23 protein-coding genes are annotated in these 23,514 nt (G+C 59.7%); 11 read left to right on the top strand and 12 right to left on the bottom strand.

Annotation, left to right across the window (positions count from 1 at the left end; genetic code table 11):
- Positions 1-23: 23 nt before the first annotated feature.
- The 3 genes from creC to rloA2 are packed head-to-tail and all read right to left on the bottom strand — an operon-like array spanning position 24 to position 2,640.
- The gene (gene creC / locus ACTJLA_RS20540; RefSeq protein WP_440842015.1) at positions 24-1,463 is read right to left on the bottom strand and encodes a two-component system sensor histidine kinase CreC; all 1,440 of its coding nucleotides are present in this window, start codon (positions 1,461-1,463) and stop codon (positions 24-26) included.
- The gene (gene creB, locus ACTJLA_RS20535) at positions 1,463-2,131 is read right to left on the bottom strand and encodes a two-component system response regulator CreB (protein ID WP_019817425.1); all 669 of its coding nucleotides are present in this window, start codon (positions 2,129-2,131) and stop codon (positions 1,463-1,465) included. The genes creC and creB overlap by 1 nt, the downstream gene beginning before the upstream one ends.
- 8 nt (positions 2,132-2,139) lie before the next feature.
- Positions 2,140-2,640: a retropepsin-like aspartic peptidase RloA2 gene (rloA2, locus tag ACTJLA_RS20530; RefSeq protein WP_014720226.1), complete on the bottom strand. Its 501-nt coding sequence runs from the start codon at positions 2,638-2,640 to the stop codon at positions 2,140-2,142.
- Positions 2,641-2,811: 171 nt separating this feature from the next.
- Between rloA2 and ACTJLA_RS20525 the strand changes: the two genes are divergently transcribed.
- Positions 2,812-3,696 (top strand): acyltransferase, encoded by an 885-nt coding sequence (locus tag ACTJLA_RS20525; RefSeq protein ID WP_054896763.1) that lies wholly within the window; start codon positions 2,812-2,814, stop codon positions 3,694-3,696.
- Here the strand turns inward: ACTJLA_RS20525 and ACTJLA_RS20520 are convergent.
- Positions 3,693-4,265, bottom strand: coding sequence for a DUF2780 domain-containing protein (locus ACTJLA_RS20520; RefSeq protein ID WP_054920759.1), 573 nt, complete (start codon positions 4,263-4,265; stop codon positions 3,693-3,695). The genes ACTJLA_RS20525 and ACTJLA_RS20520 overlap by 4 nt on opposite strands.
- Positions 4,266-4,401: 136 nt before the next feature.
- Here ACTJLA_RS20520 and ACTJLA_RS20515 point away from each other — a divergent pair, with 136 nt between their 5' ends.
- The 7 genes from ACTJLA_RS20515 to ACTJLA_RS20485 all read left to right on the top strand — a co-directional run bounded on the left by ACTJLA_RS20515 (position 4,402) and on the right by ACTJLA_RS20485 (position 11,002).
- Entirely contained in the window at positions 4,402-4,860 is a 459-nt protein-coding gene (locus ACTJLA_RS20515) for an anti-sigma factor domain-containing protein (RefSeq protein WP_034128870.1), read from the top strand.
- A gap of 325 nt (positions 4,861-5,185) precedes the next feature.
- On the top strand, positions 5,186-5,548 hold the full coding sequence (locus tag ACTJLA_RS20510) for a hypothetical protein (RefSeq protein ID WP_054920761.1): 363 nt from the start codon (positions 5,186-5,188) through the stop codon (positions 5,546-5,548).
- 229 nt (positions 5,549-5,777) lie between these two features.
- On the top strand, positions 5,778-6,257 hold the full coding sequence (locus ACTJLA_RS20505; RefSeq protein WP_054896760.1) for a hypothetical protein: 480 nt from the start codon (positions 5,778-5,780) through the stop codon (positions 6,255-6,257).
- A gap of 163 nt (positions 6,258-6,420) precedes the next feature.
- Positions 6,421-7,131, top strand: coding sequence for an ABC transporter ATP-binding protein (locus ACTJLA_RS20500; protein WP_096144767.1), 711 nt, complete (start codon positions 6,421-6,423; stop codon positions 7,129-7,131).
- The gene (locus ACTJLA_RS20495; RefSeq protein ID WP_371262629.1) at positions 7,119-8,330 is read left to right on the top strand and encodes an ABC transporter permease; all 1,212 of its coding nucleotides are present in this window, start codon (positions 7,119-7,121) and stop codon (positions 8,328-8,330) included. The genes ACTJLA_RS20500 and ACTJLA_RS20495 overlap by 13 nt, the downstream gene beginning before the upstream one ends.
- A gap of 4 nt (positions 8,331-8,334) precedes the next feature.
- Complete coding sequence (locus tag ACTJLA_RS20490) at positions 8,335-9,744, top strand: TolC family protein (RefSeq protein WP_232458739.1); 1,410 nt, start codon at positions 8,335-8,337, stop codon at positions 9,742-9,744.
- Positions 9,745-9,817: 73 nt separating this feature from the next.
- A complete protein-coding gene (locus ACTJLA_RS20485; protein WP_372241999.1) occupies positions 9,818-11,002 on the top strand; it encodes an efflux RND transporter periplasmic adaptor subunit in 1,185 nt (394 codons plus the stop codon).
- A gap of 57 nt (positions 11,003-11,059) precedes the next feature.
- Here ACTJLA_RS20485 and fdhA read toward each other — a convergent pair whose 3' ends face one another.
- The 8 genes from fdhA to ACTJLA_RS20445 all read right to left on the bottom strand — a co-directional run bounded on the left by fdhA (position 11,060) and on the right by ACTJLA_RS20445 (position 21,049).
- Complete coding sequence (gene fdhA, locus ACTJLA_RS20480) at positions 11,060-12,259, bottom strand: formaldehyde dehydrogenase, glutathione-independent (RefSeq protein ID WP_014720230.1); 1,200 nt, start codon at positions 12,257-12,259, stop codon at positions 11,060-11,062.
- Positions 12,260-12,452: 193 nt separating this feature from the next.
- The gene (gene purU / locus ACTJLA_RS20475) at positions 12,453-13,310 is read right to left on the bottom strand and encodes a formyltetrahydrofolate deformylase (RefSeq protein WP_005792124.1); all 858 of its coding nucleotides are present in this window, start codon (positions 13,308-13,310) and stop codon (positions 12,453-12,455) included.
- 125 nt (positions 13,311-13,435) lie between these two features.
- Positions 13,436-14,068, bottom strand: coding sequence for a sarcosine oxidase subunit gamma (locus tag ACTJLA_RS20470; RefSeq protein ID WP_314550542.1), 633 nt, complete (start codon positions 14,066-14,068; stop codon positions 13,436-13,438).
- A 136-nt stretch (positions 14,069-14,204) separates the two neighbouring features.
- Complete coding sequence (locus ACTJLA_RS20465) at positions 14,205-17,222, bottom strand: sarcosine oxidase subunit alpha (RefSeq protein ID WP_054896756.1); 3,018 nt, start codon at positions 17,220-17,222, stop codon at positions 14,205-14,207.
- A complete protein-coding gene (locus tag ACTJLA_RS20460) occupies positions 17,219-17,521 on the bottom strand; it encodes a sarcosine oxidase subunit delta (protein ID WP_003194855.1) in 303 nt (100 codons plus the stop codon). Before ACTJLA_RS20460 ends, ACTJLA_RS20465 begins: the two co-directional genes overlap by 4 nt.
- A 15-nt stretch (positions 17,522-17,536) precedes the next feature.
- Complete coding sequence (locus tag ACTJLA_RS20455; protein WP_003176546.1) at positions 17,537-18,787, bottom strand: sarcosine oxidase subunit beta; 1,251 nt, start codon at positions 18,785-18,787, stop codon at positions 17,537-17,539.
- Positions 18,788-18,809: 22 nt separating this feature from the next.
- The gene (gene glyA, locus ACTJLA_RS20450) at positions 18,810-20,063 is read right to left on the bottom strand and encodes a serine hydroxymethyltransferase (protein WP_017738444.1); all 1,254 of its coding nucleotides are present in this window, start codon (positions 20,061-20,063) and stop codon (positions 18,810-18,812) included.
- Positions 20,064-20,320: 257 nt separating this feature from the next.
- Entirely contained in the window at positions 20,321-21,049 is a 729-nt protein-coding gene (locus tag ACTJLA_RS20445) for a TraX family protein (protein WP_057976537.1), read from the bottom strand.
- A 90-nt stretch (positions 21,050-21,139) separates the two neighbouring features.
- Between ACTJLA_RS20445 and ACTJLA_RS20440 the strand changes: the two genes are divergently transcribed.
- From ACTJLA_RS20440 to ACTJLA_RS20430, 3 genes are all read left to right on the top strand, one after another.
- Complete coding sequence (locus ACTJLA_RS20440; protein ID WP_003194862.1) at positions 21,140-22,180, top strand: threonine aldolase family protein; 1,041 nt, start codon at positions 21,140-21,142, stop codon at positions 22,178-22,180.
- Between the two features lie 193 nt (positions 22,181-22,373).
- Positions 22,374-22,574 (top strand): hypothetical protein, encoded by a 201-nt coding sequence (locus tag ACTJLA_RS20435; protein ID WP_057976580.1) that lies wholly within the window; start codon positions 22,374-22,376, stop codon positions 22,572-22,574.
- 131 nt (positions 22,575-22,705) lie between these two features.
- Positions 22,706-23,239 carry an REP-associated tyrosine transposase gene (locus tag ACTJLA_RS20430; protein WP_003194866.1) on the top strand — a complete coding sequence of 178 codons (534 nt, stop codon included), beginning with the start codon at positions 22,706-22,708 and terminating at the stop codon, positions 23,237-23,239.
- Positions 23,240-23,514 lie beyond the last annotated feature (275 nt).

Below are 23,514 nucleotides of genomic sequence, written 5' to 3'. Positions count from 1 at the left end.
TCTGCCCAGTGGGTATGGGAGATTTATGTGGGCAATGTGGAGACTGTGTGGAGATGCAGCACCGCTTGCACGCCGCCCGGTACGTTGCCGATCTGCAACGAGCCGCCGTGCAGCTTCATCACCTCCTCGACAAAGTTGAGCCCCAGGCCCGTACTTTTGCGCCCGCTGGCCGGGCGCGGCAGCGAGTAGAAGCGCTCGCTCAGGCGCGGCAAGGCGTAATCGGGAATCGCCTCCGCCTGGTTGAACAGGCTGACCTGCACCTCGTTATGCCGCACCTGCGCGCTGAACCGCAGCGTGCCGCCGGGAGGGGTGAAATCCAGAGCATTGTCGAGCAGGTTACCCAGGGCCTGGCGTAGCAGGAAGGGTTCGCCAAACACCCGCACATCGGCGGCGATGGCCTGCTCGACGTGCAAGCCGGCGCCTTCGACCCGCGCACATTGAGCCTTCAACACATCCTCAACCAGGGCTGCCAAAGAAATGCTCGACTGCTCTTCCAGACCTTGGCGCTGTTCCACCTGGGCCAGGTTCAACAGGCGCTCGATCAGCTGTTGCAGGCGCGCACTTTCGCTGTCGATATTGCCGACAAACCGCTGCTGCTGCTCACGGCTCATGTCGCCCTGCAACAGCTCCGCCGCACCTCGAATCGCCGCCAGCGGGCTCTTCAATTCATGGGTCAGCGTATGCACGTAGCGCTCTACGTAAGCCTTGCCTTCCAGCTGCGTGCGCATGTGTTCCACGGCGGTGGATAACTGCTTGAGCTCGCCGCCGCGATAATGCGGCAACTCGGCGCGGCGGCCCTCGCTCACGGCTTCGGCATAGGCGGTAAGGCGTCTGAGGGCCGCCGTCAGCCACCACGACAATAGCGCGCCCAGCAGCAGCCCCAGGGTGATCAGCCCGGCGCCGTACCACAGCAGGCGCCGCTCGGTGCGATCCACGTAGGGTTGCAACGAGCTGTTGGGCTTGGCCACCGTGACCACGCCGATGATCTGGCCGTTATCGCGAATCGGCGCCCCCACGTGCATCACCGATGAGGTGGGGTCGTCTGCATCGCTGCGGGTGGAGCGCGCACCGTATTCGCCACGCAGGGTCAGGTACACGTCGTTCCATTTCGAATAGTCCTGGCCCACCGCTTCACCGCTGGAGTCGAGCAATACCCTGCCCTTGGCGTCGGTCACGTAGATGCGATGGTTGACCTGGTTTTTCGGCAGCCCCCAGATCACCGCACCCGGCTGACGGTTGCCATATGCCTTGAGCAGCTCGGGCCAATGGCTCTGGCCGAGGGTGCCGTTTTTAACGTCTGCACGCAGGATTTCAGCCAGCAGGTTGGCGGTGTCCACCAATGTTTCTTCGGTGGACTGGCGCACGCCGGGGCGGATTTCCTTCATCACGGTGTTGAGCACGAAATAGCCGGTCAGGCCGATAAACAGCGCATACACCAGGAAAATCCGCAGCCCAAGACGCATCAGCTGTGGCTCGGGCTGTAGCTGTAGCCGAGGCCGCGATGGGTCTGGATCGGCTCGGCATCCGCCGCCACACTCCTGAGCTTGCTGCGCAGGCTCTTGATATGGCTATCGATATTGCGCTCATAACCGGCATCAAAGGGTACGCCCACCGCATCCAGCAGTTGTTCGCGGCTGAACACGCGCTCGGGTTGGTCCAGCAGACTTTGCAGCAGGCGGAACTCATGACGCGTGAGGCTCAAGGGTTGGCCACGATAGAGAATCTGCATGCGTTCCAGATCCACTTGGAACAGGGTTGGCGCCACACCCGGGCCGACCCGCTTGAGTATCGCCCTGACCCGCGCCGCCACTTCCCGCGGGCTGAAAGGCTTGACCACATAATCGTCGGCACCGATCTCCAACCCCACCACCCGGTCGATCTCGGCATCCCGCGCACTGAGGAACATCACCGGCACTTCACTGAAGCGGCGCAATTGCTTGCAGGTTTCAAAGCCGGTGATGTCCGGCAGGCCGATGTCGAGAATGATCAGGTCGGCCGGGGTCTGGCGCTGATGCTCCAGCGCCGCCTGGCCGAGCGTCAGCCAAGTGGTGGTGAAGCCCTCGCCTTGCAGGGCAAAGATCAGCGTGTCGGCTATCGCCGCTTCGTCTTCGACAATCAGGATGTGCGGCATGGGTTCGATCAGCAGTCCGGTTTGTCGGCAGTGTAGCGACGTGCCGGGTTTACCGCAGCGCCAAATTCACGCAAGGCCTTGGCGCCGATCAGCAGCGGGTAGTTGAAGCTGCTGCGGTCGGTGAGGTTGACCTCGACGGTGCGCTTGACGTCGCCCAGGCACATCTCCAGATCGATCACCGGGCGCTTGGCCACACTGGCTTCGTCCTTGTCATCATCTTCGTCGGCGCGGCTCTTGATCTTGCTGATGCGCGACACCTTGTGCTCATAGACCTTGTTACCCGCGTCTTCACCGCCGAGGCGGAAGCGCACCCAGTCATCGCCGTCGCGCTGAAAGGTTTCGATGTCGCGCGCCGACAGCGAGGCGGTCAGCGCGCCGGTGTCCATCTTGGCCTTGAACGTCTGGCCGATCTCCGGCAACTGGATGTATTCGTAGCGACCGTAGAGGGTCGGTTCGGCGGCCATGACAGGCACAGCAACCAGGGCGAACGCGGCAAGGAGCAATTTCACGGCAGGATTTCCTCGAAAGAAGTGGGCGGAGTCTAGACCGCAAACACAGCACTTAGTTGGATGACCGAGCATATCGCGCACAGTGTGAAACATTCGTCGGGCAATTTGCGATTTGGCCTCTAGACTCACCTTGCTTATCATGGCCCGCCCACAGAATTCCAAGAGTTGCTTATGCGCCGCCTGCTCACCGGCTGTCTGGTTACACTGCTGCTGTTAGTCAACACGCTGATCCTGATCGGCCCCTTGATGGTCTTCGCCTTGCTCAAGCTGATGGCGCCGGGCCGCTCGCGTGACTATGCGTCCTGGGCGGTGATGTGGATCGCCGAGACCTGGGCCGAGATCGACAAGCTGATCTTCGCCGCGTGCATCCCCACCCAATGGGATATTCGCGGTGGCGAAGACCTGCGCGGCGATACCTCTTACCTGGTGATCAGCAACCACCAATCCTGGGTCGATATTCCCGCGCTGATCCAGGCATTGAACCGGCGCACGCCGTTCTTCAAGTTCTTCCTGAAAAAAGAACTGATCTGGGTGCCCTTCCTCGGCCTGGCCTGGTGGGCGCTGGATTACCCCTTCATGAAACGCTACACCAAGGCGTTCCTGGCCAAGCACCCGGAGCTGGCGGGGCAGGATTTGAAGATCACCAAAGAGGCCTGCGAGCTGTTCAAGCGCCAGCCGGTCACGGTGGTCAATTACCTGGAGGGCACGCGGTTCAACGAGGCCAAGCGCAAGCAGCAGGCGTCACCGTTTACCCGATTGCTCAAGCCCAAGGCGGGCGGCGTGGCATTTGTGCTGGCGGCGATGGGCGAACAACTGGACGCGATCCTCGACGTGACCGTGGTGTATCCGCAGCAAAAGATTCCGGGGTTCTGGGACTTGATCAGCGGCGCAGTGCCGAAGGTGATCGTGGATATCCGCACCCGCGAGCTGGACCCGGCGTTGTGGCAAGGGGATTACGAGAACGATCCGGCGTTTCGCCAGACCGTCCAGAACTGGGTCAACCAGCTCTGGATGGAAAAGGATGCGCGCATCGAACAACTGCGCCAAGAGCCTTAGCTGCCGGTACCCCAGGCCTGAGCCAATTTGCCCAGCACGGAACTGCTGGCCCCCTCGCCGCCCAGGTATTTCAGGATCACCGGGGCAAACTGGCCGACCATGCCGCTGTCCATGCCCAATGCGCTGAAGGCGGTGTTCAAGTCATTGGTGCTTTTCACGTTGCCCAACAGGCCGTCCAGGCCGCTGGTCTTGCTGCCACCGGTTTGGCCGAGCATCCCGCTCAAGGCCCCGAGGCTGCCCAATGCGTTATCACCCGACAGCTTGTCGAGGCCCGGCACACTGTTACTCAGCTGCGAGAAGTCATTGCCGCTCAGTTTGTTCTTGGCCAGACCCAGCATGGCGCCCGTGCCGCCCACTGCTTGCTCGGGGGTGATGTTCAGTTGCGAGGTCAAGGCCGTCAGCAGGTCGGCCGTCTCCGAGGTGGGCGCGGCGGCGGCAGCCTTGTTGTTGCCACCCTGCATGCCGGAAATGGCATTGGCTGCATCGCCAAGGCTGAAACCTGCGGCGAACACCGGGCCGGCGGCCACGGTCAACAGGCAGGACAGGGCAAAACCGCGTGAAATCTTCATCGAAACAACCTCTGGGTATAGGGGTAAACGCAGGCGTTGGACTGGGTATCCCGTCGGTTGTTCCGGAGCCCCTGAGGAACCCATCGGGGATAAGCGGGTCCATGAACTGACTACAAAATTTGTCGAGAAGAGACTTATGACTGCGATCCAACCCCCAGTGATTGAGCACAAGCCTGCGTTCTGGAGCCGCCCTCGCCTGTTCATCGGCGCCTGCGTGGTGGTGGTTGCCGGTATCGGCGGCGCGCTCTACACCCAGGACAGCGTCAAATCCGCGGCGACATTGGTGACCACGACCCAGCAGCCAGCCGCACAAATCATGGCCCACAAGGATTACCTGGAAGTGCAGCCGATTGCCTCCACGGCGCCAGCACCGGACCAAAGCCTTGAACTCTGGGCGATTCCCAAAGACGGCACACCGGTATCCCTTGGCCTGCTGCCGGAGGATGGCAAAGGCATCATCGGCCTGAATCCGCGCCAGCAAGAAAGCATCAGCAAGCCGGTGGAGCTGATGGTGAGTTCGGAAACCAAGGGTGGCTCGGTGAGCAAGCAACCGACAGGGCCGACCGTCTACCAAGGCGCCCTGGCCACGCGCTAATCACCGGCTGACACTCGGTTTAAATGTAGGAGTGGGCTTGCCCTGATGCCGATCCGTTAAGCGAACGCAATGTTCAAAGCAACAAAGATCAAATGTGGGAACTGGCTTGCCTGCGAAAGCGATAATGCAGTGACTGACACATCGCCTTCGCGGGCGAGCCTGCTCCCAGAGATGGTCTCATTTGCAGACTCACCGGCCGACCCGTTGCATGCCCCGTAACCTGCTGTAGCAGCTTCCAAGGAACCTAACCCGTGTAACGCCCCACCCAGATCGGCCTCCCAACGCAGAGCAGGGAGGACTACCTCGTGGACAAGGAGTTATAACGATGATCGGATGGGTACCTAATCTCTTTTCCCTAGTCACCGCCTACAACCTGCCAGCCAGCAACGCAGCCGTCGACACGGGCCAATGCCCTGCCGTCAGCGACATCCATTCAAAACCCTACACAGACCCCGACCTGCCGCCGCCTTATGGCGAGGGCTATCAGTATTCAGCCCAAACCCAAGGCAAAACATGGACGGGGCAAACCGCCGGGACCAACGATGATTTTCTGGACCCGGAATACGCATTGCAGGCAGAAGCCATCAACGTGCGCGACGGTAAGGTGCACTGTGATTACGGTGGAAAACGTTTGATAAAAAACGGTGAGGTGGCCGATCCCTATTTGCGGTTGACGGCGCTTAAGTGATGCACAGGGCGACTCGCAGGTCGCCCTTTGTTTGCTTGCGCATCAACTGGCAGTTTCCAAAGAACCTGTAGAAGCGGGTTTGCTGGAAATAGCAAACCTCAGACAAGTCCTACTTAACTAACAATAGAAAACTATCAGACTGCAGCCAACCCGTTCTAACAACAACCAAGCCACGGGCCAGGCCCCTCACGAAGTGCCGAAAACAGCAATGAATTTTTCGGAGAACGACATGTTTAAATCCTTCTTAAAACCCGGACTACTTGCAATTGCGCTGTTCGGCCTTCCGGCCGTTGCAAGTGCGAGCGGGTTAGCGAGCGCTATCGGCACCATCACTGTTCCGATTGGAAACTCTTTCTCAAATCAAGCTGTCACTGAATCAGCATTTTCTCATTCATGCAGCACTGGGAAGTTTGTCGGCTACGTTCAAGGCGTTATTGCCGGTAGCGGAAGTACCATACATTACGTGCGCGTAGACAGGTACCGAATTGTGAAAACCGACGGGCACACCGACAGAAGCAAAGCCAATGTCAATATCAAGACCGTCAGCCGAAATGGAACCCGCGTGACAAAGTCAGCAGATGCCATGAAGCAGGACAGGCAATGGCATGATTTGAAAATGGCCAACTATAACCCCGGTTTGCGAAGTGCGGAAATTGAGATGATATTTGATAAGTCCGGGTCCGACCCTAGATGCTTTATCTCGATCTAAGCCGCTGATTGTTCGCCGCTGGTGCTCTTGCATTTACAAAAGCACCGGCGTCAGGCACCTAGCCAAATGAAAAGACAACTCGCACACGGTTTTTTGTTTGCATGCGAACAGTCAAATACATTGTCGCCATCCCGCCTCTTTTATCGAACATCCTGAACTTCAAATGCTCGTGATCCCTGCCCCCCCGCTCGCCCTCTCGCTGCAGGGCGTATGCAAGTATTATCAACTTACCAAACAGCCCATCTCAATTCTTGAGAACATAAACTTGCAGATAAACGCAGGTGACCACTGTGCCGTGCTCGGCACTTCGGGCTCAGGTAAGAGCACATTACTTAACATACTCGGCCTCTTGGACCGGGCTGATGAAGGGCGGTATGAGTTTTACGGACACGACACATCCAAGGCGACACCGGATCAACTGGCCGTGTTACGCAACCGACACCTAGGTTTCATCTACCAGAACTTCAACCTGATGCCACGCCTCAGCGCACTGGACAACGTCGCCTTGCCTCTCTCCTACCGTGGCCTTGGCCGGCGAGTAGCCCTGCAGCGTGCCATGCACAGACTCGACCAGGTCGGCCTCAGCCACCGGGCACATCACCTCCCCGCCGATCTGTCTGGCGGCCAACGACAGCGAGTCGCAATTGCGCGAGCTCTCGTGGGGGAGCCTTCCCTGATTCTCGCGGACGAGCCCACTGGCAATCTGGACAGCCGCACGGCAAACGACATTCTGGAATTGTTGCTGGCAATCAATCGTGAGCACCGCGTCACGCTGATTGTCGTCACCCATGATTTAGACATCGCCGCGCGCCTGGACAGACAAATCTTCGTTCAGGACCGAACCCTGCGTGAGCACGAACCGTGTCAGAACTGATGAGCGGCGGGAGCCAAACTTTTCGCGACCTGATACATGACGTCAGAACAAACCTGCGGACCTTGGGCAAACGCGCAGTGCTCACCCTTCTCGGCGTCGTCATGGGGAGCTGCTCGGTGGTCGCCCTCATCAATATCGGTCACAACGCCGCCGAAGAAGCCGCTGCAATCTTCCAGGGAATGGGTGTCGATACACTAGTTGCACAGGTTTCAAATGCCGCAGATACGAGGCAAACCTCGCCGCTGCCCGCAGGCATTACTCAACTGCGCAATAAAGTCCCTGATTTAGTGAACATTGCACCCGTTGCCCTGATGGGCAACTCAGTGACGTTCAAGGGGCGCGACATTTCTATCCAACTGATCGGCTCAACGCCCCCACTGAAACAGGCGTTGGGCTTGGAAGTGCATGAAGGGCGTTTTCTGAGCGAATTCGATGACCAAGCCACTCATGCAGTGATAGGCCGCCAGCTCGCCGATGAACTCTCCAGCGCTGGCACGCCGGTGCGCATAGGCGACACACTACGAGTGCAACATGCACTGTTCCAAGTCATAGGCGTTCTGCATCCACGGTTTGCGTCGGCGATTGCTCCGTTCGACCCCAACACCTCCATGTTTATTCCACTGCAAGGTGTCAGCCGACTACAAGCTTGGGCGCCAGTCACCCACGTTTTCGCACGTGCTCCGGGCGCGCGTCCTATTGGTAGCGTGGCGTCCGACTTCAAACACGGATTAAGACAGCTATTTCCCGGCCAGGACATCGACGTTCTGGTCCCCCAGCAGATCATCGACGGCCTGTCCCAACAGAATCGAACCTTCACCTATCTGCTAGCCGCCCTCGCTGGCATTTCGCTTATCACCAGTGGTGTCGGGGTGATGAACGTCATGCTGATGAGCATCGCGCAACGGCGCCGAGAAATCGGTTTGCGCATGGCCATGGGCGCTCGTCCCCGCGATATCCGCAACCTGTTCATGATCGAAGCACTGACCTTGACCACCTTGGGAGCACTTACCGGAGCCATCCTGGGCGTCGGCTTGGCCCTCATTTATGCCCGTGTATCGGGATGGAGCTTCGCGCTGTCGCCAATGTCGGTGCCGTTGGGCATTGGCAGCGCGATAGTAGTCGGTATGTTTTTTGGGCTTTACCCCGCCCTTTCCGCCTCGCGGCTACAACCTGTGGAAGCGCTGCGTGAAGACGAGTAGATACTTGGTGCTGACCGCAGCGTTTTTCTTGTGTGTCCAGAATGCCAAAGCCTCCTCGCTGTTAAGCGAGCAGACTATCGGCATGAGTCTGGCGGATGCCCTTTACCTTGGCCTGCGCAACAACCGTGAAATACGCAGCGCTTACTTGCAAAGGGAGGGCCAAAAATTCGACCTGCGCGTGGCTGAGGACGCGTTCAAGCCAAAACTCTTGCTCAAGAGTGAATACACAAACATCAGAAGCAGCGAAGACCAAGCTCGTCAACTAGCACTTACCCCCACGGCTACGTTGCTCGGACAGTACGGCACGCGCTTGAACGTGGGATGGACCCAGCAGCTCAACCATTCCGAGCAGGTGGGCCACCTGCGCAGCGACGGGATAAACCTGGAAATAATCCAACCGTTATTGCGCGGATCCGGCCCGGATGTCACCACCGCCCCCCTGCGGCTCGCAAGACTGTCAGAGCAAGCCAACCGCCTGAACCTCAAGGCGAATATTTCTCAAACGGTCTCCACCATCATCACAACCTATCGGGAGCTGATCAGGGCTCAGGAGCAACTGGGCATCGTCCAGGCGTCGCTTCAAAGGGCGCGGGCCTTGTTGACGGTGAACAAAGCACTGATCAACGCCGGGCGCATGGCTCAATTTGAAATCGTGCAGACCGAAGCTGACATCGCCGTCCAGGAACTGAGTGTCGAAGAAGCGCAAAACCAGCTGGATATTCAACGCCTCGCCCTGCTGCGCCTGCTGGCACTGGATTTGTCCACGAACATTCAGGCCACCGAGGCCGTACAGGCAACTCCACTGGAGGTCGATCTGCCACAAGCCATACACCTGGCGCAAGCTCAGCAACCTCAGTACCTCTCCACATTGCTCAATGGCCAGCAGGCCGCGTTGGACATGATCCTCGCCAAGGATGCCGCTCGCTGGGACCTCTCTCTGGTGGCGGGTGCCAGTCAGGTGCGTGAGCACCCAGGCACCGGCTCTGCTCGGCGCTGGGAAAGCTATACCGGCCTTCAGTTGGAAATCCCCATCGGCGACATCAGCACCCGCCAAGCGCAGACACGTGCGCGTATCAATGTAGAACAACAGCAGTTGCTAATCGCCGACGCCCGTCAAGAATTGGAACGCAACGTCAGCAACGTAGTGCGCGAACTGGGCACCCGCTGGCGTCAATATGAAATCGCCCTGCGTGCCAACGAACTGTCCACGCGCAAGCTGGACATCGAGCGCGAAAAACTCAGCGTCGGGCGCTCCAGCAATTTTCAAATCATCAGTTTCGAAAACGATCTGCGCGATGCGGAAAATGCACGTATCAACGCACTCATCGCTTATCTGAACGCCCAGACGCAATTGGACGAAACCCTCGGCATGACCTTGGAAAAATGGGAGATTGCACTTGAAGGCCCACACTGAAAAGGCCTGTCACTCGCACTATTGGCGCATAGGTTCGATGATGCTGATAGCGTTGATTGGCGCTGCATTGATCGTGAAAAAAGTTGCGATTGCGCCGCCCCCCGCACCGCAATGGGTGAGCGTGCAAACCAAGCCAATGACACTACATATCGGCCTGGTCGGAAAATTCGAGCCTATCCAAACCATCGTGCTCAACGCACCATTCGAAGGCGTTATCCAGTCCCTCGAAGCCGAACAGGGCCAGTGGGTACAGAAAGGCCAAGCGCTTCTGAGCATGGACCCTACGCTGATCGAGCTGCAGTTACGCGAAGCCCTGTCCGGGCAACTCAAAGCCCAACGAACCGTGCACGAGTTGAACAATTGGGAAAATGGCACTCAAGTCACACGAGCGCGTCGTGCGTTACGCACCGCCGACATCTCACTGAGCAACCTGGAAGGCAGGCTACGAGAAAACCGCCATCTGTTCGAACGCGGCATTATTGCGCGCAACGAACTTGACGAACTGGAGCAGCAAACGAAGTTGCAACGACTTGAACGCAGCAGCGCTCAAAACGAGCTGAACGCGTTATTAGACGAAGGGAAAGGGCAGGCTCGGCAGATTGCCGAAATGGAGCTGACCAATGCCACGGTGAGGTACGAACAGCTGCAACGGTTGATTGCCAAACAAGTCGTGGTAGCACCGTTCACCGGCGTTATTGTTCCTGTAAATGCCGCACAAGGGGCCGAAGTAACGCCTCTCGTACAGACCGGCTCAAGGGTCAGTCAGAATCAGGCTCTGCTGGGTTTGGCCAATACCGAAACACTGAAGATCGTCACTACGGCATCCGAGCTGGATATCAACCAGCTGCAACCGGGACAGCGCGTTGAAATCCTGGGTGATGGATTTCTCGGCGAGCCGCTGCTTGGCCATGTGCAAGCGGTCGGCAACCTGGCCTTGCCCAGCGATGACCCCGGTGACAGTGCACTGTTTCCCGTCACACTGAGCGTGGCGGCATTGACGCCAGGACAGGCCAAGCGTATCCGTCCCGGTATGAGCGCACGCCTGAACATCACGGCCTACCACAATGAACAGGCCATCATCGTGGCGCCCGAAGCGATAAGCCAGGAAGGCAGTGAAATGGTCGTGATTTACCGTAAAGGCGAGGGCCAGCCGATTGAACGCCGGATCGTAGAGGTGGGCCATGCCAACGCCGAGGGCGTAGAAGTTTTTGGTCTTGCACCCGGACAGGTGAGCCTTGGCAGCTCATCGCGAGAATGATGCGCGTCTTTGTTAAACAAAGGGCGACCCGCGGGTCGCCCTTTGTTTGCTTTGCCTTTACGCCGCACTGAACAGCTTGTGCGGATCAATCACAAACTTCTTCGGTACACCCGCATCGAACTCGCCATAGCCACGTGGCGCATCATCCAGGCTGATCACCTGCACGCCGACGATCTCAGCGATGTTGATACGGTCCCACATGATCGCCTGCATCAGTTGGCGATTGTACTTCATCACTGGCGTCTGCCCGGTGTGGAAGCTGTGGGATTTGGCCCAGCCCAGACCAAAGCGAATGCTCAGGCTGCCCATTTTCGCGGCGGCATCGACAGCACCTGGATCTTCGGTCACATACAGGCCTGGGATACCGATCTTGCCTGCCACACGTACCACGCCCATCAGCGAGTTGAGCACGGTGGCCGGGGCTTCGGCCTTGACACCGTCGTGGCCGTGGCCGCGTGCTTCGAAGCCCACGCAGTCAACGGCGCAGTCCACTTCGGGCTCGCCCAATAACGCGGCGATTTGTTCGTGCAGCGGGGTGTCGGTGGACAGGTCGACCACTTCAAAACCCTGGGCCTTGGCGTGGGCCAGGCGGATCGAGTTGACGTCGCCGATGATCACCACCGCTGCACCCAGCAAGCGAGCGGAGGCGGCAGCCGCCAGACCCACCGGGCCGGCACCCGCGATGTAGACAGTGCTGCCTGGGCCGACGCCGGCAGTAACAGCGCCGTGGTAGCCAGTGGGCAGGATGTCGGAGAGGCAGGTCAGGTCACGGATTTTCTCCATGGCCTTGTCACGGTCCGGCAGTTTCAGCAGGTTGAAGTCGGCATACGGCACCAGCACGTACTCGGCCTGGCCGCCGGTCCAGTCGCCCATGTCCACGTAGCCGTAGGCGCCACCGGCACGGGCCGGGTTGACGGTCAGGCATACGCCGGTGTGTTGCTCTTTGCACGAGCGGCAGCGGCCGCACGCGACGTTGAACGGCACGGACACCAGGTCGCCGATTTTCAGGTTCTCGACGTCGCTGCCCTTCTCGATGACTTCACCGGTGATTTCATGACCGAGCACCAGGCCGGTCTGGGCGGTGGTACGGCCGCGCACCATGTGTTGGTCGGAGCCGCAGATGTTGGTGGAGACCACGCGCAGGATGACGCCGTGCTCAATCTTCCTGCCACGGGGGTCCTGCATTTTGGGATAGTCGATTTTCTGTACTTCGACCTTACCGTTGCCGAGATACACGACACCACGATTACCAGACATGCTTTCACCTCGCTGTTGTTTTTATGGAACTGCGTTGCCCTTGGGGCAGCGCGTTAAGTGCTCGGGTACAGATGCTGTTTCTTGTGTTGCTTGTAAGGGCCTCATCGCAGGCAAGCCAGCTTCCACAGTGGATCGGGTTCCAACCTTGGAATGTTGTCGAATGTGGGAGCGGGCTTGCTCGCGAAGGCGTCAGTCAGAGCACCACCGTGCGATTGGCGTTCAAGAACACCCGCCGCTCGATGTGATACCCCACCGCCCGCGCCAATGTGAGCCCTTCGATATCCCGCCCCTTGGCAATCAAATCCTCGGGATAGTGGCTGTGATCCACCACTTCCACGCCTTGGGCGATGATCGGCCCTTCATCCAGATCGTTGTTGATGTAATGCGCCGTGGCGCCCACCAGTTTCACGCCCTTGTTGTACGCCTGGTGATAAGGCTTGGCGCCCTTGAAGCCCGGCAGCAATGAGTGGTGAATGTTGATGGCCTTGCCGTCCAGCTTGCGGCACAGCTCTGGTGACAGCACTTGCATGTAGCGCGCAAGGATCACCAGTTCGGCGCCGGTGTCTTCCACCACTTGCCACACCTGGCGCTCCTGGGACGGTTTGTCGTTGGGGTCGAGGGGGAAATGGTAGTAGGGAATCTGGTGCCAATCAGCCAAGGGCTTCAGATCGGGATGGTTGGACACCACCGCGACTACGTCCATCGACAGCTGGCCGATGCGCTGGCGATACAGCAGGTCGTTGAGGCAGTGATCGGCCTTGGAGACCATGATCACCACTTTGGGCCGGTAGTTCGGCGCCGTCAGTTCGAAGATCATGCCAAAGGCTTCACCACGGGTGGCCAAGCCATCGCGGAACGCCTGTTCGTCAAAGCCGTCAGGCTGACGGAACTCAACACGAATGAAAAACCGACCCGAGAGGCGGTCATCAAACGAATGGTGCTCGGTGACGTAGCAGCCTTGCTCAAACAGGTAGCGGGTGACCGCGTCCACCGTGCCGAGCACGCTGGGGCAGTCGGCGGTCAAAATCCATGTATCGGGTGCGCGGCTCATGGGTCACTCCTCAGGCTGATCGTTCCCACGCTTTGCGTGGGAATGCCGCCATGGACGCTCTGCGTCCGCTTTTGGGACGCAGAGCGTCCCGGTATGCATTCCCACGCGGAGCGTGGGAATGATCATCATGCGACAACGCTCAGGCCGAACTCAGCCGAGGCATCCTGCAACCACAACCACCAGTAATCCGAGAAGCTGCGACGGATCAGCAGTTCCCAGGTGTCTTCAGCCGTATGACGGATCACCAGTTGCGACTTGGCGAACACCGTACCCACGGCTTTGCCGACCGGGAAGTTGTTGGGGTGTACGTCGTAGCTGGTGGACTTCATCAGCACATCGCGCACATTCGGGCCGCTCAGTTCAAGAATCTGCTGGCCGCCGCTGACGTTGACGATCTGAATATGCAGGTCGCCCAGGGCGGCGCGCAGGTTTTGCTCGGCGGCAAACTCTTCACCGCTCGGCACGATCAATAGCCACTCATCCGGGCCGAGCCACTGAAGGCTGGTTTCACCTTTGAAGACCACACTCAGCGGGCCGGGCAGTTCGATACCGACGGCCTTGTGTACGCCGGCGGCGAAGGCGGCGTCGTGGCCATCGCCACGGATACTCAGGTGGCCGAGGAGTTTCTTTTCACGCACGGTCACGCCGGCATTCTTGCGGCCCTTGCCGACCAGGCTGGCAAGGTCGGCATGGTGCAGCGACGACTCGGCCTTGGCGCCGGTGGTGGGGCGTTGTTGGTAAACATTGGCTGCTGTCATAAAGCACCTGTTCTGAATTCTGTTGATCGTTCCCACGCTCCGCGTGGGAATGCCGCCATGGACGCTCTGCGTCCGCCCTTGGGGCGCAGAGCGCCCCGGAATGCATTCCCACGCAGAGCGTGGGAACGATCAGGTGTCAGACGTTCTGCCGATCACCTTTGGGGTCAAAGAACACCGAAGACACAATCTCGGCTTCGATCACGCTGCCATCCGCTTGCGGCGAGAACACCCGCTCACCGATGCGCTTCAAGCCGCCCTTCACCACACCCATGGCAAACGAATAGCCCAGGGAGTTATGCGCATAACTTGAGGTAACGTGACCCACCATCTTCATCGGAATCGTCTGCTTCGGATCGAACACCAACTGCGCGCCTTCCGGCAGCCACACGTTCGGGTCGATCGGCTTGAGCCCCACCAACTGCTTGCGCTCTTCACGCACGCAGTCTTCACGGTTCATCCCGCGCCAGCCGATCCACGAGAACGGCTTGGTACGGCCAACGCACCAGCCCATGTTCAGGTCGTCCGGGGTCATCGAGCCGTCGGTGTCTTGCCCGACGATGATGAAGCCCTTCTCGGCCCGCAGTACGTGCATGGTCTCGGTGCCGTACGGGGTCAGGTTGTACTTTTTGCCGGCCTCGACGATCTTTTCCAGCACGCCCATGGCGTAGTCGGCCTGCACGTTGACTTCGTACGACAGCTCACCGGTAAACGAGATACGGAACACCCGCGCCGGCACGCCGCCCACCAGGCCTTCCTTCCAGGTCATGAACGGGAAACCGTCCTTGTCCAGGTCGATGTCGGTGACTTCACTGAGCAGCTTGCGGCTGTTGGGGCCCGACAGGGTCATGGTTGCCCAATGGTCGGTGACCGAGGTGAAGTACACCTTGAGGTCCGGCCATTCGGTCTGCTGGTAGATTTCCAGCCACTGCAGCACGCGGGCGGCGCCGCCGGTGGTGGTGGTCATCAGGAAGTGGTTATCGGCCAGACAGGCAGTGACGCCGTCATCGAACACCATGCCGTCTTCCTTGCACATCAGGCCGTAGCGCGCCTTGCCCACATCGAGCTTGGTCCAGGCGTTGCTGTAGATGCGGTTAAGGAACTCACGGGCATCCGGACCTTGAATGTCGATCTTGCCGAGGGTGGAGGCATCCAGCAGGCCGACGCTGTCACGCACGGCCAGGCATTCGCGCTTCACTGCCGCGTGCAGGTCTTCACCGTTACGCGGGAAATACCACGGGCGTTTCCACTGGCCGACGTCTTCAAACTCGGCGCCGTTCTTCACGTGCCAGGCTTGCAGCGCGGTGTAGCGCACCGGTTCGAAAATGTGCCCACAGTGACGGCCCGCTACGGCGCCGAAAGTGACCGGCGTGTAGTTGGGACGGAACATGGTGGTGCCCATCTGCGGGATGGTCACGTTCAGCGAACGGGCGGCGATGGCCAGGCCGTTGACGTTACCCAGCTTGCCCTGGTCGGTGCCGAAGCCCAGCGCGGTGTAGCGTTTGACGTGCTCCACCGACTCGAAACCTTCGCGGGTGGCCAGTTCGATGGCGGCGGCGGTCACGTCGTTTTGCAGGTCGACAAATTGCTTTGGCGCCCGTGCGGTAGCTTTTTCGTGGGGTACCTGGAACAGCGCCAGGGTGGGTTCTTCAAGACGACTCAAGGCTTTTGGCAGCGTGCCTTCAACCGGGGCAAAACCGGCTTCGCTGGCCGCACGCACGCCGCCTTCAAAGCCATCGGCGAGGGAGTCGCCAAGGCCGTAGACACCGTTGATGCCACCCACGCACACGCGCTTTTGCGGTGCTTCGCCGGGTACAAACCCGAGAATATCTTCACGCCAGGTCGGCTTGCCGCCCAGGTGCGAGGCCAGGTGCACCACCGGGCTGTAACCGCCGGAGCTGGCGACCAGGTCGCAGTCCAGCCACTCGCCGGGGCTGGTGACTTTGTGCGCCTTGACGTCGATGGCTGCCACGCGGGCACCGGTCACGTGCTTACTGCCACGGGCCTCGATCACGGCGCTGCCGGTGAGGATGCGAATGCCTTTGGCGCGAGCTTCTTCAACCAGAGCCCCGCGTGGGTTGTGGCGCGCATCGGCCACCGCAACAACGGTGAGGCCCGCATCGAACCAATCCAGCGCAACGCGGTAGGCATGATCGTTGTTGGTCGACAGCAGCAGCTTTTTACCCGGTGCCACGCCGTAGCGACGCACGTAGGTAGACACCGCACCCGCGAGCATATTGCCCGGCACATCGTTGTTGCCATACACCAGCGGACGCTCGCACGCACCGGTGGCCAGCACCACACGCTTGGCACGCACACGGTGGATACGCTGACGCACCACGCCAATCGGCGCACGATCACCGAGATGGTCGGTGAGACGCTCGTGAATGGTCAGGAAGTTATGGTCGTGGTAACCGTTGACGGTGGCGCGGGGCAGCAGCACCACGTCCGGCAGGGCTTTCAATTCGGCAATGACGCTGGCAACCCATTCAGTGGCCGGCTTGCCGTCGAGGCTTTCGCGCGAATCGAGCAGCGAACCACCGAACTCTTCCTGCTCGTCGGCGATGATCACACGGGCACCGCTGCGCGCAGCGGCCAGCGCAGCCGCGAGGCCCGCAGGGCCTGCGCCCACGACCAGCACGTCGCAATGACGGTTGAAGTTGTCATAGGTGTCCGGGTCGTTCTCGGTGGGCGACCGGCCAAGGCCTGCCGCCTTGCGGATGTACTTCTCGTAGGTCATCCAGAACGATTGCGGGTACATGAAGGTTTTGTAGTAGAAACCCGGCGGCATCAGCTTGCCGCCGACCTTGCCGAGAATCCCCATCATGTCGTTGTTCACGCTCGGCCAGCCGTTGGTGCTGGTAGCAACCAAGCCTTGGTACAGCGCCTGTTGGGTGGCGCGCACGTTGGGGATCTGCGTGGCTTCGGTGGCGCCGATCTGCAGCACCGCGTTCGGCTCTTCGGCGCCCGCGGCAAAGATGCCCCTTGGGCGCGAGTACTTGAAGCTGCGGCCAATGATGTCGACACCGTTGGCCAGCAGGGCTGCGGCCAGGGTGTCGCCTTCAAAACCCTTGTAGCTCTGACCGTTGAACGTAAACGTCAGGACTTTATTACGGTCGATGCGGCCACCGTTGGACAGGCGATTGATCTGGCTCATACCTTCTCTCCAGAGGCCTTGGCGGTGAACTGAGGCTTCTCACCGATCTTGTAGGTTTCAAGAATTTCGTAGGTCACAGTGTCGCGGGTGGCGTTGAAATACTGACGGCAACCGGCGGCATGGATCCACAGTTCGTGGTGCAGGCCGCGCGGGTTATCGCGAAAGAACATGTAGTCGCCCCACTGCTCGTCGGTGCAGGCATTCGGGTCCAGCGGGCGCGGGATGTGCGCTTGGCCGGACGCGTGGAATTCCTCTTCGGAGCGCAGTTCGCCACAGTGAGGACAGAAGATATGCAACATAGGGGATTTCTCCTGTTAGTGGGCGACGGCCGCAGCGCCGTGTTCGTCGATCAACGCACCGTTGTGGAAACGGTCGATGGAAAAAGGTGCGGCCAGTGGGTGCATTTCACCCTTGGCCAGGCTGGCGGCAAACACGTTGCCTGAGCCTGGGGTGGCCTTGAAGCCGCCCGTACCCCAACCGCAGTTGAAGAACATGTTCGGTACCGGGGTTTTGGAGATGATCGGGCAGGCATCCGGCGTGGTGTCGACGATGCCGCCCCACTGGCGGTTCATGCGCACCCGTGACAGCACCGGGAACATCTCGACGATGGCCTGGATGGTGTGCTCGATCACCGGGTACGAACCGCGCTGGCCGTAGCCGTTGTAGCCGTCGATACCGGCGCCGATCACCAGGTCGCCCTTGTCGGATTGGCTGATGTAGCCATGCACGGCGTTGGACATGATCACGCTGTCGATAATCGGCTTGATCGGCTCCGACACCAACGCTTGCAGCGGGTGGGATTCGATCGGCAGGCGAAAGCCCGCCAGCGAGGCCATGTGCCCGGAGTTACCGGCAGTGACCACACCGACGCGCTTGGCGCCGATAAAGCCCTTGTTGGTTTCCACACCGATGCACACGCCGTTTTCCTTGCGGAAGCCGATCACTTCGGTCTGCTGGATCAGGTCCACGCCGAGTGCGTCGGCGGCGCGGGCAAAGCCCCAGGCCACGGCATCGTGACGAGCCACGCCGCCGCGACGTTGCACGGTGGCACCGAGTACGGGGTAACGGGTGTTCTTGGAGCAATCCAGATACGGGATTTCATCGGCCACTTGCTGGGCATTCAGCAGCTCGCCGTCCACACCGTTGAGGCGGTTGGCGCTCACGCGGCGTTCGGAGTCACGGATGTCCTGCAGGGTGTGGCACAGGTTGTACACGCCACGCTGGGAGAACATCACGTTGTAGTTCAGGTCCTGGGACAAACCTTCCCAGAGTTTCATGGCGTGTTCGTACAGGTGCGCCGACTCGTCCCACAGGTAGTTGGAACGCACGATGGTGGTGTTGCGCGCGGTGTTACCGCCGCCCAGCCAGCCTTTCTCGACCACCGCCACGTTGGTGATGCCGTGTTCCTTGGCCAGGTAGTAAGCGGTCGCCAGACCATGCCCGCCGCCGCCGACGATGACCACGTCGTAGACCTTTTTCGGGGTCGGCGTGCGCCACATCTTCTGCCAGTTTTCGTGATGGCTGAGGGAGTGCTTGAAGAGGCCGAAGCCTGAGTAGCGTTGCATAGTCATTACTCCAAAACCGCGCTCAGCGATAAACCGGGAAATCAGCGCACAGGGCAGACACGTGCTTGGCCACGTTGGCCTCGACGTCGGCGTCGCCGAGGTTGTCGAGGATGTCGCAGATCCAGCCGGCCAGCTCGATGCATTGCGGCACCTTGAAACCACGGGTGGTCACCGCCGGGGTACCGATGCGCAGGCCCGAGGTCACGAACGGCGACTGCGGGTCATTCGGCACCGCGTTTTTGTTGACGGTGATGTGGGCGCGACCCAGAGCGGCATCCGCCTCTTTGCCGGTGAGGCCTTGGCGGATCAGGCTGACCAGGAACAGGTGGTTGTCGGTGCCGCCGGAGACCACATCGTAGCCACGCTTGATGAACACCTCGGCCATGGCCTGGGCGTTATCGATCACTTGCTGCTGGTACGCCTTGAAGCCGGGCTCGAGCGCTTCCTTGAAGCACACGGCCTTGCCGGCGATCACGTGCATCAGCGGGCCGCCCTGGGCGCCGGGGAATACCGCAGCGTTGAGTTTCTTTTCGATTTCTTCGTTGGCCTTGGCCAGGATCAAACCGCCCCGTGGACCGCGCAGGGTTTTGTGGGTGGTGGTGGTGACCACGTCGGCGTAAGGCAGCGGGTTCGGGTACAGGCCAGCGGCAACCAGGCCGGCAACGTGGGCCATGTCGACGAACAGCAGCGCGCCTACCTTGTCGGCGATCTGACGGAAGCGTGGGAAATCCAGGGTCTTGGAGTAGGCCGAGAACCCTGCCACGACCATCTTCGGCTTGTGCTCGACCGCCAGGCGCTCGACTTCGTCGTAGTCGATCAGGCCGGTGTCGGTGTTGATGCCGTATTGCACCGCGTTGTACAGCTTGCCCGAGGACGACACTTTGGCGCCGTGGGTCAGGTGACCGCCGTGGGCCAGGCTCATGCCCAGGATGGTGTCGCCGGCATTGATCAGCGCCAGGTACACGGCGCTGTTGGCGGAGGAACCGGAGTGCGGTTGCACGTTGGCGTAATCGGCGCCGAACAGCTGCTTGGCGCGTTCGATGGCCAGGGCTTCGACCTTGTCCACATGTTCGCAGCCGCCGTAGTAGCGCTTGCCCGGGTAGCCTTCGGCGTATTTGTTGGTAAGGCCACTGCCTTGAGCTTCCATCACGCGCTTGCTGGTGTAGTTCTCCGACGCGATCAGCTCGATATGATCTTCCTGGCGCTGCTCCTCGGCATTCATCGCCGCCAGCAGTGCGTCGTCATATCCCTGGATCTGGTCTTGTTTGCTGAACATCGCGTCTCTCCCAGCCTTTCGTATTGTTGAGGCCCTCGCAGGGCCCTTTGATGCGATGGTAGGGCTGGCGCGTGCGGGCCAAATGCCTGCGCACGCCACGCAAAGGTGCGTTTACGACATGGCCTGAGCAAATGCTAACTGGGTGCCTACAAACTGTAGGAGCGAGCTTGCTCGCGAAAAACCTGAGGGCGNGCGTTCAATCAGGCAGCCCGCGTTATTGTTGACGTTTTTCGCGAGCAAGCTCGCTCCTACAAGGGCTAGGCAATGAGCTTGCGAACGAGTAGCAACAGAAGAAAATGCATGGGATACAGGGCATAGGCCCAGCGTCGCATGGCGGGGGGGTCGGCGTTTTTGCCATGTCGCAATAAGACCAATCCTGCCAGCGGCGCAATCAGACATGCAGCCAACCCCGACAGCGCCACAAGCGTGCCGCTATTGAGCAGAATCTGCCACTGATTGGCGGCGACGCAGACTAAACCCGGCAGCACGCTGAAATACCAGGGCCGGCGAAACACCAGCAATAACGCCAGTGGCAGCAATACACCAAAGAAACCGAACATCAACTGGTGTGAAAACACGGCCGCCATTGTGACGGCGATCAGCGCCAATCCTCGATCAACCAACGCCTTTTGCTGCCAACCTCGGGCAACCAGCATGCCCAGCGCCAGGGTCGGCAACACGTTCAAGGTATCGGCATCTTCGATGAACATCCGATAAGGCACTTCGCTGATCACGCTGAACAGCAGCAACCAACCCAGGTAGCGCCAATGGCCCGTCACTGGGGCGTAACGGACACGGTGCAAATTAGCCGCAATCGCCAGGCAAAACCATGGAAACGCCAGGCGCCCCGGCACATATAGCCCATCCAGGCTCAGCCCCACATAGCGCAAATGATCGAGCACCATACTCAACAGCGCCAGCCACTTGAGCAGATCCAAAGCGCCATCTCGGACAGGTCCGACAGGCAAGGTTTCAGTACCGTGCATAATTCCCCAACGACTTTGCATTTACAGTGCGTGCGTGCCCCCGGCAATCTTGGGTAAAGTGCGCACCAACATCGACCACAGGAACGGGCCATGACCGACAAGAGCCAACAATTTGCCAGCGACAACTATTCCGGCATCTGCCCGGAAGCCTGGGCCGCCATGGAACAAGCCAACCAGGGCCATCAGCGTGCCTACGGCGATGATGAATGGACCCACCGCGCCGCCGACGGTTTCCGCAATCTGTTCGAGACCGACTGCGAGGTGTTCTTCGCCTTCAACGGTACGGCTGCCAACTCCCTGGCGCTGTCCTCGTTGTGCCAGAGCTACCATAGCGTGATTTGCTCGGAAACTGCCCACGTCGAGACCGACGAATGCGGCGCGCCGGAGTTTTTCTCCAACGGCTCCAAATTGTTGGTTGCCCGCACCGAAAACGGCAAGCTGACCCCGGAGTCGATCCGTGAGATCGCCCTCAAGCGCCAGGACATCCACTACCCCAAACCCCGCGTAGTCACCCTGACCCAAGCCACCGAAGTGGGCAGCGTGTACACCCCGGAAGAAATCCGCGCCATCAGCGCCACCTGCAAGGAACTGGGACTGAACCTGCACATGGACGGTGCCCGCTTCGCCAATGCCTGTGCATTCCTGGGTTGCTCACCGGCCGACCTGACCTGGAAAGCCGGCGTCGACGTGCTGTGCTTTGGTGGTACCAAAAACGGCATGGCGGTGGGTGAAGCCATCCTGTTCTTCAATCACAAACTGGCTGAAGACTTCGACTACCGCTGCAAACAGGCCGGTCAGTTGGCGTCGAAAATGCGCTTCCTTTCTGCGCCATGGGTGGGCCTGCTGGAAAATGACGCCTGGCTCAAGCATGCGCGCCACGCTAACCATTGCGCGCAATTGTTGAGCAGCCTGGTGGCGGATATTCCCGGTGTGGAATTGATGTTCCCGGTACAGGCCAACGGCGTGTTCCTGCAACTCTCCGAACCCGCGATTGCAGCGCTGACCGCCAAGGGCTGGCGTTTCTACACCTTCATCGGCAAAGGTGGTGCGCGCTTCATGTGTGCGTGGGATACCGAGGAAGAGCGTGTAAGGGAATTGGCTGCCGATATTCGGGAAGTGATGAACGCTTAAAGCAGGGCCCCGGCCAGTCCTTACTGGCCGATTGCCGAGACTGTTTTTTGATATTTCTGACAGCTACGTAGCTCGCATTCATTGTCTAGCCTCTTGTTACCCGCAAGGAAAACGCAGCGATAACTGCCACCTTTCGGGTTTCACCGCCAGCCGAATAATCGGCGGCAAAGGCACATCAATGGAGAGCTTTATCATGGAATATCAAAGCAATAGCAACACACTGCAAAGCGGCGGCAGCACTAGCACCACGGTCATTGACTGGGATGAGTTCAGGAAACACGCCAAGGTCGGGGACACCATTCAGGAGCCATCAAGGACGCTGACCATCTACGACAAAGCCTACGAATTGACAAACTCAGGCCAGCACTTCGTTGTCCATATCTATGCCCAATAACTGTTAACACCTAAGGCTCGCGTCGCAGATTCCCGACCTGCGACGCGACGCTGAATCATGATCGTTCCCGCGCTCCGCGTGGGAATGCCTCCTCGGACGCTCCGCGCCCACCCGAAATCAAGGATGAACACGTGGGCAGAAGCCGCTATGTCATCACCGAACCCGAAAAACCCCACTTCCTCACCTGCACTGTCATGGAATGGCTCCCCCTCTTCACCCGCAACTACCTGGTGGACCATCTTCTGGATTGCTGGCGATATCAACAAAGCAACCACGCTTTAAACTTGTTTGGTTACGTCATCCTGGAAAATCACTTGCACTTTATTGCTCAAGCGCCCGATCTGGGAAAGTGCGTCAGCCAATTCAAATCCTTCACCGCCCGCACCATCATTGACGACCTGCAAAGCAAAGGCGCGGAGCGGGTATTGCAGCGCCTGCGTTTCTGCAAGCGTGCACACAAGACAGATCGTGTTTATCAACTGTGGCAGGAAGGTTCACATGCGGAGTTGGTTTACAGCGAGGCAGTCATGCGCCAGAAGCTTGATTACATCCATCACAACCCCATAAAGCGGGGCTATGTGGACCTGGCTGAACACTGGCGCTACTCCAGCGCGCGCAACTATGCAGGTATGCCAGGCCTGATCGACATCCAACCTTGGCTCTGAAGATCCGCGTGCCCCTTCCCTTACGACGGGACGTGGAGCGTCCTGGGAGGCGTTACCACGCAGAGCGTGGGAACGAGCATGTGCCTGCTGCCGGAAAGATCGTTCCCGCGCTCCGCGTGGGAATGCAGCCCGTGACGCTCCGCGTCACCCCTCAACTGCGACGGGACGCGGAGCGTCCTGGGAGGCGCTACCACTCAGAGCGTGGGAACGAGCATGTGCCTGCTGCCGGAAAGATCGTTCCCGCGCTCCGCGTGGGAATGCAGCCCGTGACGCTC

The sequence above is a fragment of the Pseudomonas sp. 22072 genome (assembly GCF_052046095.1).
GTDB lineage: Bacteria > Pseudomonadota > Gammaproteobacteria > Pseudomonadales > Pseudomonadaceae > Aquipseudomonas > Aquipseudomonas paracarnis.
Note: the sequence above shows the minus strand (reverse complement) of the source record. Positions and strands in the feature narration are given on the sequence as shown.